This is a genomic window from Nostoc sp. FACHB-280 (assembly GCF_014697615.1).
Classification (GTDB): Bacteria; Cyanobacteriota; Cyanobacteriia; order Cyanobacteriales; family Nostocaceae; genus Nostoc_B.
The window spans coordinates 19,012-34,654 of the sequence record NZ_JACJSD010000009.1 but is presented as its reverse complement, the minus strand read 5'-3'; the positions used below and the strand labels follow the sequence as shown (position 1 = coordinate 34,654).

The window sequence follows — 15,643 nt, the reverse complement described above, 5'->3', positions numbered from 1 at the left end:
ATTCAGAACCCAGAATCTAGAAGTCATCATCATTCTGAATTCTAACTCCTAACTCATGATGTCAATTCACGAAATTACTGATACAAATCTCTTCCTCTGCTCCTCTGCCCCCTCTGCTTGCCTATTTGTATCATTCTTAAAGTGAAATAGTATGACTCCTGATAAATCTTATTACCACCTCCGATATCCTTATACTGTTAAATAATATTTCCTTTAATTTATGTTAAAGGAAATGTTATTTGAAATTCTACACCAGTCTGACTGTTAATCTTAATTGTTCCGGAAATTTGTTGAGTTAAAGCCTCAACCAACTGCCAACCTAACGATGCTGTATTTTGAAAATTAAAGTTAGGTGGTAATCCGACACCATTATCACTAACAAAAATAGTAAATTTCTGGTCTAAATCTTCTGTAATTCCTACACAAATCTCTCCGATTCTACCATTAGGAAACCCGTATTTTAAGGAGTTAGATACAAGTTCATTCACAATTAAACCACAGGGAATTGCCAAATCTAAACCGAGTAAAACCTGATATTTAACATGGAATTGTAAAGAAATTGCCCCTGCATTAATTGCGTAACAGCTAAATAAACTGGCAACTAAATCTTGAATATACTCACCAAAATCAATGCGAGCCAAGTCGGGAGATTGATACATTTTTTCATGTACCAACGCCATTGATTCAATCCGCTGCTGACTTTTTTGAAATATGTATATATCTTCTTTATCTTTAATATAATCAGATTGCAAATTCAGCAAACTAGAGATGACTTGTAAATTATTTTTGACTCGATGGTAAATTTCTTTGAGTAGAACTTCTTTTTCGAGTAATGATGCTTGAATTTGGGCTTGAGATTGTTTGCGATCGCTAATATCTTCAATCACAGCAATAAAATACTTTGGCTCTCCTGAAGTATGATGTGTTAACGAAACAGTAAAGTTAATCCAGATGACAGCACCATCTTTACGAAAATAACGTTTTTCGATTGTATATGTTTGAATATTGCCTAACAATATTTCATCAATACATTTCAAAGACTCTCTTAAATCATCTGGGTGAGTAATTTCTTGAAAAGTACGTAATTCTAATTCCTCTGATGTATAACCAACAATATCGCAAAGCCTTTGGTTGACTAATAACCATCTGCCATCTAAACCTACATGAGCAATCCCAACGGCTGCTTGATGAAATGCCGTCCGAAATCGCTCTTCACTATCTCTTAATGCCGTTTCTATCTGTTGACGCTTAGTAATTTCTGCCTCTAATGACTGATTAATTCTTGTTAACTCTGCTGTGCGTTCTGCTACTTTAATTTCTAGTTGTGTGAGTAGTCTACTTAAAGTTTCTTCAGCTTGCTTACGTTCAGTAATATCTGTATGTGACCCTACCATACGGACTACATTATCATTTTCATCCCACAAGGCTTGACCCCGATCTAATATCCATTTATACGTCCCATTTTTACAAAGAACACGAAATTCTTTAGCATAAAATGGTGTCACTTTCGCAAAATGCTCTTGAACTGCTTTGACAACAGCATCTAAATCATCTGGGTGAATCCTTGTCCAAATTTCTTGCAAATGATTTTTAATTTCATCATCTTCATAACCAAGCATTTCTTTCCAACGAGAAGAGAAAAATACTTGATTTGTTTTAATATTCCAATCCCAAATCCCATCATTATTGCCACGCAAAGCTAATTGCCAACGTTCTTCACTTTCTCGGAGTACTTCTTCTGTGCGTTTGCGTTCAGCAATTTCTGTGGCTAGTTGAGAGTTTGCAGCTTCTAGTTGTGCATGACTAGGTAAAGCTAGTGCTTGAGGTATTAACGGTACAAGTTGTACAGATGTAGTGATTGAGATTAAAGCTGTGATGGCTTTAATTAAACCTGATAACCAGTAAGTTGGATACCAAAGTGTCAAAACATCCATAACATGAGTTGTACCGCAAGCAATGATAAATGCACCAAACATTAAAAATATCCAGTCAAACGGCAAATCTTTGCGTTTGCGGACGAAATACACCAGCATGAATGGAATTGAATAATAAGCTATTGCAGTTAGTGAGTCGGAAAGAACGTGCAACCACACTAATCCCGGTTTCCACAGATAGCAATGTCCGTGGGGAATAAACTGGTTAGGAAAAAAAAATTATCTAAAAATGCCATCCTCAAAACCTATTGATTGTCAAAGCTTTTACTGGAGGGTCATGATTGTGGAAGAGTTTTGTTGCTTCTCAGTGTGCAGACACTCCTCAAGTACTTGTATCCTTCATACTGCATAATAATTAGCTTTTTAACTAAGTTATGTAATAAATATTGATTGATATCAAGTTATCTCAAAAACGAGTTGCTTGTTACCGTAAATTTTCTGAAATAAGTTTATATTGTATAACAAATATAACTTCTTTTGATAACTCTTTTCTTGATGAGTTATCTTATGAGCAGTTACCCTAGATTTTCATAGAAATGTTAGGTTTAATGGGAGAATAAAAGCAAAATGAAGCGTTTTTGGACTGGAATTATCGTATTAACTAGCCTATTAATCGTATCTGGTTGCTCATCGGTTAAAAAATCTGACAAAACGCAGGTATCTGGGAGTGAACCACATCAAACTGATCATCAGCATAATATGTCGAGTGAACATCAGGGTCACTCAATGGAACATACTAGTGATGGTGCGAAGACAAACATCACTACCCAAGCAAAACTAACTACGCCAAAAAATTTGATACCAAATCAGCCTGTTAATTTAGTAATTAATATTCAAGATACTGACGGTAAATCCATAAACAAGTTTGATACTTTTCAAGAAAAACTCATGCACTTAATTATCGTGCGCGAGGATTTAGCCACTTATGATCATATTCATCCTACTTATAAAGGTAATGGACGTTTTGAAGTGAGTGCTAATTTTTCCACTCCTGGTAACTATAGTTTGTTTAGTGACTATAAACCATCTGGACAAAATGAAGCATTGTCATTAATGCAAATTAAAATTCCTGGTTCAATCCCCTTACCAAAAAGTTTAGAAAAGTTTGAAAAAACTAAAGTTATATCTAATGTTAAAGTTAATCTTGATGTTGCCAATCAAAATATCCAGGCTGGTAAAGAAGTTACCTTAAATTTTGATATCAAAGATACGGCAAATAATCAGCCAATTAAGGGTTTAGAGACTTATTTAGGCGAAAGAGGACATTTAGTGATTTTGAAAAGTTCATCACCCTTGACAGTTGCTGATTATATCCATGCCCATGCTCACAAAAATAGTCCAGATGGACAGATAAAATTCGTCACCAACTTTCCTCAACCTGGAACATATAAACTGTGGATGCAATTTCAGCGTAATGGTAAAGTTAGCACAGCCGATTTTTGGGTAAATGTAGTGTAAGTTTTGCGATCGCCTATTATAGTGTTACTAGTGGCATCATTGGCAGTAAACATCAGGCGATCGCTTTTATGTTTATCTAATATAAATTGTACATCTATCTAAAAGTAGATTTTGATAATTATTGAAAATAGCTGAACATGATATTAAATTGTTGCATGAGGGTTGCAATTAAGTATTAATCAGTTTATTGTGTTTGATTAAATCACGTAAATTTGTACTGTTTGTTGAGAAAAGCGGGTAAAAAAAGTAGTAGGGAGAATAAATATAATGTTCATCCTACTATCTTATTACTCTCTATTCAGACTTAATCTTGCAGTATTTCAATTCAAAAAAAGTGATAAAACCGTGTTGCAAAAGTGTGCTGTGTAATTGAATGTACAAGAAACTATAAGGGCTTGCTGGCATGAGACTATCTGAGCTAGATCCACTCATACCGCTAAATGATTTAAGAGAAGAACTCTTGAAGTTACCAAAAGGCTACTTGTTTTACGAAGAAGAATTGGTAAATTTTTTATCTCGCAGAAGATGGCCTGAGAGCGATCGCCGCATTGACCGTACAACTTTTTGGCGCTGGCGAAACGATAACGGAATTGAACGTCAAAAAGTATTTAGTCGATTGGATTTGCTCAAACTCTGTCGCATCTGTGACCACTACCGTGTAGATGGAACTCGTAGTGAGTATTTATCAATTATGAAACAAAAAAAAGAGTTAGCATTGAACAGATGAAAATCAATCTTTAATACTAAAGCACAACAAACCCGATTTTCTGCCTAAATCGGGTTTTATTTTTAGTTAAGAATTTAGACCAAACTAGAGAAAGTAATTACTAATTTAAAATAGTCTGATACCAATTCTGCATGAAGATGCACTGAATTAAAGAACGAACCACAAAGGGCGCAAAGAACACAAAGAAGGAAGAGATATGAAGATTAAATGCAGACTCACATAGAATTGGTATGACATCTATCGCTAGTTAGACAATATATGAAAATATGATAAAGTAAATCATCCTATAAGCATGAGGTTTGTATTTAATTTTTTATAGAGAATAAAATAAAACTCATCTACTTATCCACGTTGAAAGTGTCACTATGTTCACCATTGGTGATTATGTGCTGAATCAACAAACAGGTCATCTAGGAAAAGTGATTGGTTACGGACAGCAGACTATGAATCATAATATGCAAACCGTAACTCTCAAGGTATTAGTAGCTGAGACTGCTAATTCTCAAAGACGAGAGTTTGTCTTTGAGGATCAAGTTTCAGCATGGGTAAAATGGTCAACTGAAACTTATCAGTTCAGGAGTGCTGAGTTGAAAGTGCTTTACACTGAGCAACGTCGAAGTGTGAGTGCTGAGTGAAACCCCATAAATAAAGTTAGGGATTGAAATTAGGAATTTAAACGGTGTGCGTTGAGTGCAATTAATTTTACATTTTACTCATCACTTAAATCACGAATGAATAATTAGTTTACCTAGATAACCAAAGGCTCAATATTATGGTGCGGGATGTAATTTTCTGCCTCCAAGAAGCGGCTACTGAAATAATACTAAAACCCTCTTCCAAATCTAAAAAACTAAGCGAATGCTTGATTGCACCTCCTTGTGGTTGTGCGAATCCAGGTGAAGAAATTAAGTGTGAAGATTGCCCTTATCTTGAGGCTTGTTTATCTAGTATTAAGCTAGAAGATAAGTGTTGATTGCTATACACATATCTTTCACTAAGCACTACAATAAACTCGCAGAATTAACATCTAAAAATAAAGTTGCCTGTGATTGATGACGGAGAATTGATGCAGGACAATCGGTGCTGATTGTTTGTTTTAATATCTGTTTTACTATCTGGGCTTTGCGTTTTTCTGGTGCTAGGCAGATAATTTTTTTGGTTGTACAAATTAATGGCAGAGTGACAGTAAAAGCATATTGTGGCACACTGTCGATATTGGGAAAATGACCAGTATTTACTTGTTGTTGGCGATTGATTATATCTAATTTCACCAACTTGACACTATAAGGATCATGAAAATTAGCGACATCAGGATCATTAAAAGCTAAATGTCCATTTTCGCCAATACCTAAACAACATAAATCGATTGGCTGTGCTTGGAGTAATTGCGTGTAGCGATCGCATTCAGCCACAGGCTCTAATGTATCACCTTCTATATAATGAAATTGCTGCGGAGTTAGTTTATTTTCTACCCGTTCTCGCAGATAACGTCGAAAACTCGCAGGATGATCAGCCGTAATGCCTAAATATTCATCTAAATGAAATAAAGTAATTCTTGACCAATCTACACCACCCAACCTAATTAACGCATCTAGAAATTTGAGTTGCGAATTACCTGTTGCTAATAAAACAGCAGCTTTACCCTGTTTGTCTAAGATATCCTTTAAATATTTGTTGGTAATCTGTGCAACATCCTCAGCCATTTCTGCTTCAGAATTGTAAACTTGCACTTGTAAATCATCAACACGAAAAAAGTTTTTGGCAGCAACCATTTTGAAGTATGAAGTGTGAAGTGTGAAGTCTAGTAGGGTGTGTTACAGCAATCTGAGGATTTAAGCGTCACACAAAGTAGAAGTTTGCCTTAACACGCCACCACCTACCAACAAGATAACTGTTAAAACATCCTTTCAGCAGTGCGTCACCCTACTTAATTATATGAACTTCTTCTTTTCATACTTCACACTTTTCAGGTAAACTGTGTAAATAAAGTTAATATTTGTTTACACTTAAGAAATTATGCTGGCAGCAGTTCTCTTTGACTTGGATGGCACTATTGTCAATACTGATCCGATACATTACCAAGCTTGGCAGCAAATGTTGGCAGACTACAACATTGATATAGATGAAAAATTTTACCAATCTCGGATTAGTGGACGTTTGAATCCAGAAATTGTCAAAGATATTTTGCCGCAATTATCAGCAGCAGAAGGGCAGAAATTTGCTGACGATAAAGAAGCATTGTTTCGTGAATTAGCTTCCCATTTGCAACCGTTGAGTGGATTTGCTGAACTCATAGCTTGGACAGAAACACATCAGCTAAAACGGGCATTAGTTACCAATGCACCTCGGTTGAATGTAGAATTTGTGCTTGAGGTTTTAGGGATTAAAGAAGCTTTTCATGCAGTGATTTTGGCAGAAGATTGCACCGCAGGTAAACCTGATCCTACACCTTATCAAGTGGCTTTAAACAAATTAAAGATTAACGCAGAGAAAGCGATCGCCCTGGAAGATTCTCCTTCGGGTATTCGTGCGGCTGTTGCGGCTGGGATTCCTACCATTGGTATCGCCTCCACCCACGATCCACAAAATCTGCAAACAGTCGGCGCGTTTATGGCAATTCCCGATTTTACCGATTTGCAGTTGTGGACGTTTTTAAATTCTTCGACTGAACCAGATTTGATTAAATATTAGTCAGTAGTTGCAAGTGCTGAGAAAAAATACTAGTCTCTAGCCTCTACTGCACTTGTTCGCTGCTGAGGTGGGCGATCGCTTGTTTGATCCAATCTTCCACATAAGCATCTTTGGGTAGCCCAATGTCTTCACTCACAACGTGTAAGGCGTGGCTAACTTCGTGGGCTGTGTAACCCAAGGCGAACAAAGTCATCTGCACTTCTTCTAAAATCCCTGGTGCTGGGCCGCCTGTAGCGACGAAGAACCCGGCTGATTTGCGCCATTCAATCAATTTACTTTTCAGTTCTAAACAGATGCGTTCTGCGGTTTTTTTGCCCACACCAGGGGCTTGAATTAAGATTTGGGTGTTACCTGCGATGATGGCTTGGACTAAATCTGGTAATTCCAAGGTGTCTAGGAGGGCGATCGCCAAAGCTGCACCAATACCGCTAACTGTTAGCAAGTGGCGAAATAAATCCCGTTCTGCTGGTGAAGCAAAGCCATACAGTAAAGGTACTTCCTCCCGAATTTGGTAATGAGTGAAAATTTGCACCACTCCTCCCGATTCTGGTAACTGCTGTGCTAACCTTTGGGGAACTTGCAAATCATAACCAATACCATTGACTTCGATCGTCAAAATGACGCGATTACCGCCAATTGTCTGAACACCCGCAACAAGACCTTTGAGATAGCTAATCATAAGAATCCACAATATTACAAAACTTTTAGAATTCCCTCAACACAAGGGTTTTGTGCTAATTACCGATAGCCAGTCGGATGTTTAGTATGCCATTGAGCATTACTAAATATGATTCCCCCTTTATTGCCCACAGCGAACAATGCAATATCATTACCTGAATCACTTCAGACAACTGTTTTTTCTGCTGCAAATTGCTATCTTTGCCGAAGAAACTCCATTGCCTGACCCTGAACGCTGAAAAACGGTACAATGTCGAGGTCAAAACCGTTGTAAGAGATTAACTTTATATTTAAAGCATACTTTCAGGATTTTGTCTCAATCTGTGGTAAAATTTTATCTGCAAATTCCGATTTTAAGAGAAAAATTATCTGACACAGACCTTGTTGGGGTTGTGCGATCGCTGCAATCAGGAAATTGATTTGTGACTCTACTGGACTGACAAGAAGAAAATTAACCGCAGATGGACGCGGATGAACGCCGATTAATTTCGGTAGTCTACTACTTATATATAGGACTAGATAACGAACCACATAGACGCGAACGACTAGAAGTCGCGGCTACAAGAACAAAGCCTGCCTTCACAGGCTATTTGCATATACTAATCCGCGTTCAGCTTTGCTGTTGCCACAGGCTAGGCGGACTAACATCAAATCAAGGTTTGGAACCCGCGCAGGCGGTCATTGAGCTTGCCGAAATGTGGTCACTGAGCTTGTCGAAGTGCGGGTTTTATCTGTGTAGCCGCGACTTCAGTCGTTTGGTGCAAGATATGAATCTACTTTGTCTACCTTGTCCCCCTTGTCTTCTTTGTCTCCCTTATCTCCCCAAACAGGCTGACTTTTCCAAAGTTCAGACAAGGAAGTTTAATTAACCTTTTGCTAGGCATTTCTTAACCTAGCTGGGATAGCGTGAAGCACTGAATCTCACAGTTATTTCATAGCGCGATCGCCCAAGCTGTAAAGTGCATCTTTGCGGTTTATATTTTCATGGCAAATTTGCAATCGCCTGTTCACAAACTCACGAATTTTTAGTGAGTAAAAGTGGAAATCGCTTCTCTGAATCCTGATTTATCCATACCCAAAAATATGCAAGCTGGTAAAACTATCACCAATGTAGAATTTCTAGGACAACAGATTTTTGCTACAGGTTTTATTCCTTCTGGTGTAGCAGGAATTGTTAATGGTACGCCAACTCCAGTAGGTGGTTTATCTGGTCTTGCTTACGATGCTGCTAATAATCGTTACTATGCCATTTCGGACGATCGCTCCCAAATTGGCCCTGCCCGCTTTTATACTTTCACTGGTAATCCTGCTACTAATAATGTGACTTTTACTAATGTCACTCCCCTCAGAGATACCAATGGTAATTTCTTTGCGGCGTTGAGTTTAGACCCAGAAGATATTGTATTAACTAACAACAATACAGTTTTCATTTCTTCGGAAGGAGAAGTCAATATTAATGCTGGTCGGGTAACAAATCCGTTTGTCAGGGAATTTTCTCTGACTACAGGTCAGGAATTGCGATCGCTAACTATCCCGACTAAATTCTTACCAGTGGTTCAAGATACTAACAGCGATGGTTTGATTAATCCAGGTGATACTCAAACCTCTGGTGTCAGAAATAACTTGGCTTTGGAAAGTCTCACCATTACCCCAGACCAAACAACTTTATTCACCGCCACCGAAAATGCTTTATTCCAAGATGGGGCTGTGGCTTCTTTGACTACGGGTACACCTTCGCGCATCCTGCAATATGATTTGGTTACAGGACAGCCAACAAAAGAATACTTGTATGTCACTGACTCAGTAGCAGAAACACCAGTACCAAATACTGCATTTGGCACCAATGGCTTAGTAGATTTACTAGCTATTGATAATCGCGGGACAATCCTCGCTGTAGAACGTTCTTTTTCTACGGGCGTTCCGGGTACAGGTAATACAATCAAAATCTACGAAATCTCTCTCCAAGGTGCAACTGATATCAGCAGCATTGACTCACTCAGTAGTTTGAGTTCTGAACAATTAGCTGCAATTCAACCAGCCCAAAAACGCTTACTGTTGAATTTGAATGATTTAGATTTACCCACTGGCTTAGATAACATCGAAGGGATAGAGTTTGGCCCCACCTTACCAGATGGTCGTCAATCAATTGTTCTGGTGAGTGACAACAACTTCAGCGCCACTCAGTTTACCCAAATTCTAACTTTGGGTGCAGATTTAATTCCCACCGTTGCACCAACTGTCGAAACCAGCCCCGCTTTATTGGATGATGATATTCAAAATGCCGATGCAGATGACCCAGCTATTTATGTCAACGCCACCAATTCCGCCGACAGCTTGGTATTGACCTCGGTAAAAAATGGCGGGTTGCGGGTTTACAACTTGTCTGGGGAATTGTTGCAAACCTTCAATCCTTGTGATATTCGCTACAACAATATTGATTTGCAATATGGCTTTAAGTTGGGGAATCAAACCATTGATATTGCTGTAGCCAGCGATCGCGAAAATGATAAACTAGCAATCTTCCAAATTAATCCCAACCCCACAACCCCCGGTGAATATTTAGAAGACATCACCGATAGCAGTCTTGGTACTATTTTCCAAGCAGCACCTTTTGAACCGCCTTATTCATCCGACGAACGCAGTGCTTACGGTTTAGCCTTATACCGCAGCCCCCAAAGCAATAATTACTATGCCTTTGTTAGCCGTCGGGAAACTGGAGACGTTGCCCAGTTAAAATTAATAGACAAAGGTAATGGTCAAATTGGTGCAGAACTAGTCAGGGAATTTACCATTCCTACCACAGAAGGGCGATCGCCGCAAACCGAAGGGATGGTAGTTGACCAAGAAACAGGTTATCTCTACATCGGTCAGGAAGATGTCGGTATCTGGAAATTTGACGCAGAACCCTACGGAAGCAGTACAGGTACACTGATTGATCGCGTCCGAGATTTGGGTGGTAGTAATCTCAGCGATGATGTTGAAGGATTAACAATTTACTATGGTAGCGATGGTCAAGGCTATCTTTTAGCTTCTAGCCAAGGCGATAACACCTTTGTGGCTTACAACCGTGCAGGTAATAACGAGTATATAGGTAGCTTTGCTGTCGGTAACAACGGGTCAATTGATAGTGTGCAGGAGTCTGACGGTGCAGATGTGATCAATGTACCTTTAGGCGCTAACTTTCCATCAGGCGTGTTTATCACCCAAGACGGTTCTAATGATCCCGCCGTACTTGTAGAAGATGATGGGGAAATTGAAAACATCAGCAGTAACTTTAAGTTTGTTCCTTGGCAAAACATCGCCAACGCTTTCCCAGAGGCTTTAACCATCGATACCACAGGTTACGATCCTCGCAATCCTGATACTTCCCAGTTTGTCCCCAGAGTCACCCTCAAAGGCTTTGCTTCACTTCCTGCTGATACCTTTGCTGAGGGGCCAAGGTCTGGTAGTGCAATCACAGGAAATACCAACGGTCGAAATGTCCCCTTCGCCGCCCAACCAATACAAGGGTTCAGTGGTGTGCAGAGGGCTGATGATAATTCCTTCTATTTCCTCTCTGACAACGGTTTTGGTAGTCAAAATAATAGCGCCGATTATCTACTGCGGATTTATCGTGCTGATCCGAGTTTCCGGGGTGCAGAACCAGGCGGTAACGGAAGCGTCAATATTTTGAACTTTATTCAGCTATCTGACCCAGATAATAAAGTTCCTTTCCAGATTGTGAATGAAAACACCAGCGATCGCCTATTAACTGGTGCAGATTTTGATATCGAATCTTTCGTGATTGCGGAAGATGGTACTTTCTGGATTGGTGATGAGTTTGGCCCTTACTTACTGCACTTTGATGCAACTGGCAAACTTTTAGATGCACCAATTCCCACACCCAACATTACCAATCTCAACACCCTCAACGGTCAAACACCGATTGTGATTGGACACCGAGGCGCAAGTGGTGAACTACCAGAACACACCCTTGGTTCTTATATGTTGGCGATTCAAAGAGGTGCAGACTTCATTGAACCGGACTTAGTGGTGACAAAAGATGGTGTGTTGATTGCCCGTCACGAACCGAATATTATTAACACTACCAACGTTTTAGATCATCCTGAATTTGCCGATCGCCTTAGAACTAAAATTGTAGATGGCATCGCGGAGGAAGGTTTCTTTGTTGAAGACTTCACCCTCGCAGAAATTAAAACCCTCCGCGCCAGAATTCAGCCAAGTTTCCGTACTCAAGCCTTTAACGACTTGTACGAAATTCCTACTTTGCAAGAAATCATTGATTTAGTGAAGCGGGTAGAAGCAGATACAGGTAAGAAAATCGGCATTTATCCTGAAACTAAGCACCCCACCTACTTTGCATCCGTCGGGACAAAACTCGATGGTACACCAATCAATCAAGATATCAGTCAAAAGTTAGTAGACCTCTTAGTTGAGAATGATTTTACTGACCCCACTCGCGTATTTATTCAATCTTTCGAGGTCGGTAATCTCCGCCAACTCAATGATGTGATTTTACCTGCGGCTGGTATTGACTTGCCGTTAATTCAGTTGTTGGATGCAGGTGATATTAATCTTGATGGTTCGCTAAATGAAATCAGACCTTTTGACTTTCAAGTTAATGGTGACACTCGCACCTACGGCGATTTAAGAACACCCGAAGGTTTGCGAGAAATTGCCACCTACGCTGAAGGAATCGGCCCTTGGAAGCGGATGATTGTTTCGGTTCGCGGTGTGGATGCTAACGGCGATGGTCAAGCCGATGATGTCAACGGTGATGGATTAGTTAACGACGCAGACAAAACCTTAACTACACCAACCTCTTTGGTAGGCGATGCCCATAATGCAGGCTTGTTAGTCCATCCTTATACCTTCCGTAACGAAGGGCGTTATCTTGCATCCGACTACAACGGTGATCCTCAAGCAGAGTTTCGCCAGTTTATTAATTTGGGTGTAGATGGTTATTTTACAGATTTTCCTGGGACTGGTGATTTTGTCCGTGACCAGTTGACCGGACAGTTTGTCCGATCGCCTCAAAACCCCGATGTCCGCAATCTACGGGAGTTTAATACTTTAAGTGGTGATGCACCATTAGTTATTGGACATCGTGGCGCGAGTGGTGAAAGACCAGAACATACTTTAGAAGCATACAGACTAGCGATCGCTCAAGGTGCAGATTTCATCGAACCTGACTTAGTAGCGACCAAAGATGGACGTTTAATCGCCCGTCACGAAAATGCTTTGGCAATTCTCAACAATGATGGTTCAGTTAATCTAACTGACACTAGCACCGATATTTACCTGCGTCCTGAGTTTGCTGACCGACTGACGACCAAAGTTATCGATGGTAGAACTATCAGAGGTTGGTTTACCGAAGACCTCACCTTAGCAGAAATCAAAACTCTGAATGCGATTGAACGCTTACCGGGCTTGCGCGGAACCAGATTTAACAATGATGGGTTGAAAGTTCCTACCCTGGAAGAAATCATTGATTTGGTACAGCAAGTAGAAGCCGAAACTGGGCGGAAAATCGGCATTTATCCCGAAACCAAACACCCGACTTACTTTGCTGTTGAAGGTAGACGCATTGACGGTACACCCATCAATACCAGTCTGGGACAATTGCTGGTAAATGTTTTAGTTGCGGAAAACTTTACTGATCCCGACAGAGTATTTATTCAATCCTTTGAGGTGGGTAATCTGCGGGAATTGAAACAAAATATCTTACCCACCGCCAGAATTAATATCCCCTTAATTCAGTTAATTGGGGGCGCGACAGGTCAACCTTACGACTTCCAATTTAATGGTGATACTCGCACCTACGGCGACTTAATTAGACCGACAGGACTAGCGGCGATCGCCACTTACGCAGTCGGGATTGGGCCTAACAAACGCTTGATTATCCCCGCTACAACGGTAGACCGTAACGGTGATCGTCAAGCTGATGACCTCGATGGTGATGGTTTAATTACCGATGCAGATAGAGTCTTGGCTACTCCCACAACTTTAGTCCAAGATGCCCACGCCGCAGGTTTGCAGGTACATCCTTATACCTTCCGCAATGAAAGCGTGTTCTTAGCATCCGATTACAACGGCGACCCACTGGCAGAATACAGACAATTCATCGATTTGGGTGTAGATGCTTACTTTACCGATTTCCCCGGTGTCGGTGATTTAGTCCGCGACCAATTTGTTGGACAGCCAGCCGTTGCTAACCTTGGTGGTTCTAGAGGTTTTGAAGGTTTAGCCATCAGTCCCGACAGACAAACTCTGTACCCATTATTAGAAGGTACTGTGGCTGGCGACCCTGCTGGTTCACTGCGGATTTATAAATTTGATGTCGCCTCAGAACAATATCAAGGTTTGGTTGGTTATTACCGTTTGGATAACCCCAGTTATGCCATTGGTGATTTCACCGTCATCAACGAAAATGAATATCTGGTAATTGAACGGGATGGTCTGCAAGGTAGCGCCGCCCAATTCAAGAAAATATTCAAAGTAGACTTCTCAAAACGCGATGCTAATGGCTTTGTCGAAAAACAAGAAGTCGCAGATTTGCTGAATATTCAAGACCCCAATGACTTGAATCGAGACGGTAGCACAAAATTTACCTTCCCCTTCGTTACCATTGAAGATGTGTTGGTATTGGATGCGAACACCATCTTGGTCGCCAACGATAATAATTATCCCTTCTCCCAAGGTAGACCAGGAGACATCGACAACAACGAAATTATTCTCCTGCATCTAGACAAGCCCCTGAATTTAACTACTGGTGTGATTAGTGTTACAAGCACTACTCCCAATGCCACAGAAGGAAATTCCACCCCAGCAACCTTCCGCATTTCTCGTGCTGGTAATACCAATACAGCTTTAACCTTCAAATATACTGTTGGTGGAACTGCCACTAACGGTAGTGATTACGACAGCCTCACAGGTACAGCCACCATCGCGGCTGGTAGTTCCTACGTCGATATTGCCGTTAAACCAATTGATGACAACTTGGTAGAAAGCAATGAAACAGTAACTTTGACGTTAGTGGATGGTAACAACTACGACCTTGCCAGAACTAACACCACCGCAACTGTTACTATTGCCGATAGCGATCGCCCTCTCGCCCAAATTCCCAACAGTGATATATTCACAATCAAGGGTAGTGGTGCCAAAACCCGACTGCAAGTAGACCTCACCAGACGCAGTACTAGCCGTACCAATGAAATCGGTGTGTTTACTGTAGATGATGCCGCAGGTAGAATCAACGGTATCGCCCCAGGCGAAGCAGGTTACACTGAAGCCGCTTTAGAAAGGGCTAGAACCATCTTCTCGGCGGTGAATCGTGGCTTAAATAATGCCGATGTTTCGAGATTACTAGAATTTGATTCAGGCGACCAACTCAGATTCTATGTAGTCAGAAGCGGTACTAGTGATGATGTCCGCGCTGGTAATATCCCTAGCAACAGCGTTATCTTCGCTAATCCCAACACCCAAAGAATCACCAACTTAGGTAACGATACATTCTCCCTCGCTTGGGAATTTCAACCAGGAAATGGTCAGCCTTTCCAAGATTTAGTAGTCAATATCCAATCGACCGACACAGTTTTACCAATTGGTACAGCTTTGCAAGGTCAATCACAAGCCGAACTCATTGACTTGCGTAACGTTACAGAATTGGTCACTGCTGATTTTGTCGTTAGCAAAGATGCAGGCTATAGAAACTACGCCAGTTTCTACCGAGTCAGCGATGTGAATGGTGGTATTGACCTCAACGGAGATGGTCAAGCAGATATCTTACCCGGACAAGCTGGTTATACTGAAGCAGCTGTCCGCAACCGTGTTTCAGGTATTGACCTAACAGCTAACCGTGGAACAGCAACCTACTCTGCAACCCTGCAAGGAGGTTATATCTATGCACCATTTATTATTGCCAATGGCACACCAGAAGCAGTTTTAGATAGCAACCCCAGAAATCCGGCGGTTTACTTCCCATTCTTAGGTGCTAACACCAGACAAACAGACCAAATTGCTTTGTTAGGTAGTAATATCTTTGGCTTTGAAGATTTGCCAAGAGGAGGCGATCGCGATTTCAACGATTTAATCGTCCGCGTTGAATTAAACATCGCCTAATTATCTTCTCTAGCAATTAGATTCTTCATCAGAG

At 40.7% G+C, this 15,643-nt stretch carries 8 protein-coding genes; 5 read left to right on the top strand and 3 right to left on the bottom strand.

Going from position 1 to position 15,643, the window contains the following annotated elements; translation table 11 throughout:
* Nucleotides 1-218: 218 nt before the first annotated feature.
* A complete protein-coding gene (locus H6G75_RS08755) occupies nt 219-2,033 on the bottom strand; it encodes a PAS domain S-box protein (RefSeq protein WP_190979559.1) in 1,815 nt (604 codons plus the stop codon).
* A 468-nt stretch (nt 2,034-2,501) separates the two neighbouring features.
* Between H6G75_RS08755 and H6G75_RS08750 the strand changes: the two genes are divergently transcribed.
* The 3 genes from H6G75_RS08750 (at nt 2,502) to H6G75_RS08740 (ending at nt 4,754) form a co-directional block, all read left to right on the top strand.
* Nucleotides 2,502-3,392, top strand: a complete 891-nt coding sequence (locus H6G75_RS08750; RefSeq protein WP_190979558.1) for a hypothetical protein — start codon at nt 2,502-2,504, stop codon at nt 3,390-3,392.
* Nucleotides 3,393-3,795: 403 nt separating this feature from the next.
* Nucleotides 3,796-4,119 (top strand): hypothetical protein, encoded by a 324-nt coding sequence (locus H6G75_RS08745; RefSeq protein WP_190979557.1) that lies wholly within the window; start codon nt 3,796-3,798, stop codon nt 4,117-4,119.
* 365 nt (nt 4,120-4,484) lie between these two features.
* Nucleotides 4,485-4,754, top strand: a complete 270-nt coding sequence (locus tag H6G75_RS08740; protein ID WP_242051483.1) for a hypothetical protein — start codon at nt 4,485-4,487, stop codon at nt 4,752-4,754.
* 366 nt (nt 4,755-5,120) lie between these two features.
* On the opposite strand, the gene H6G75_RS08735 is transcribed toward H6G75_RS08740, so the two are convergent.
* Complete coding sequence (locus tag H6G75_RS08735) at nt 5,121-5,891, bottom strand: glucosamine-6-phosphate deaminase (protein WP_190979556.1); 771 nt, start codon at nt 5,889-5,891, stop codon at nt 5,121-5,123.
* Nucleotides 5,892-6,135: 244 nt separating this feature from the next.
* On the opposite strand from H6G75_RS08735, the gene H6G75_RS08730 reads away from it, so the two are divergent.
* Nucleotides 6,136-6,810 carry an HAD family phosphatase gene (locus H6G75_RS08730; protein ID WP_190979555.1) on the top strand — a complete coding sequence of 225 codons (675 nt, stop codon included), beginning with the start codon at nt 6,136-6,138 and terminating at the stop codon, nt 6,808-6,810.
* A 43-nt stretch (nt 6,811-6,853) separates the two neighbouring features.
* Here H6G75_RS08730 and ruvA read toward each other — a convergent pair whose 3' ends face one another.
* Nucleotides 6,854-7,489, bottom strand: a complete 636-nt coding sequence (gene ruvA, locus H6G75_RS08725) for a Holliday junction branch migration protein RuvA (RefSeq protein ID WP_190979554.1) — start codon at nt 7,487-7,489, stop codon at nt 6,854-6,856.
* Between the two features lie 1,037 nt (nt 7,490-8,526).
* Here ruvA and H6G75_RS08720 point away from each other — a divergent pair.
* Nucleotides 8,527-15,609 carry a phytase gene (locus H6G75_RS08720; protein ID WP_313934818.1) on the top strand — a complete coding sequence of 2,361 codons (7,083 nt, stop codon included), beginning with the start codon at nt 8,527-8,529 and terminating at the stop codon, nt 15,607-15,609.
* The last annotated feature ends 34 nt before the right edge of the window (nt 15,610-15,643 follow it).

Bases quoted from the DNA above. Each gene is read 5' to 3' on its own strand.
- H6G75_RS08755 (WP_190979559.1), bottom strand. From the start codon at position 2,033: ATGCTGGTGTATTTCGTCCGCAAACGCAAAGATTTGCCGTTTGACTGG.
- H6G75_RS08750 (WP_190979558.1), top strand. From the start codon at position 2,502: ATGAAGCGTTTTTGGACTGGAATTATCGTATTAACTAGCCTATTAATC.
- H6G75_RS08745 (WP_190979557.1), top strand. From the start codon at position 3,796: ATGAGACTATCTGAGCTAGATCCACTCATACCGCTAAATGATTTAAGA.
- H6G75_RS08740 (WP_242051483.1), top strand. From the start codon at position 4,485: ATGTTCACCATTGGTGATTATGTGCTGAATCAACAAACAGGTCATCTA.
- H6G75_RS08735 (WP_190979556.1), bottom strand. From the start codon at position 5,891: ATGGTTGCTGCCAAAAACTTTTTTCGTGTTGATGATTTACAAGTGCAA.
- H6G75_RS08730 (WP_190979555.1), top strand. From the start codon at position 6,136: ATGCTGGCAGCAGTTCTCTTTGACTTGGATGGCACTATTGTCAATACT.
- ruvA (WP_190979554.1), bottom strand. From the start codon at position 7,489: ATGATTAGCTATCTCAAAGGTCTTGTTGCGGGTGTTCAGACAATTGGC.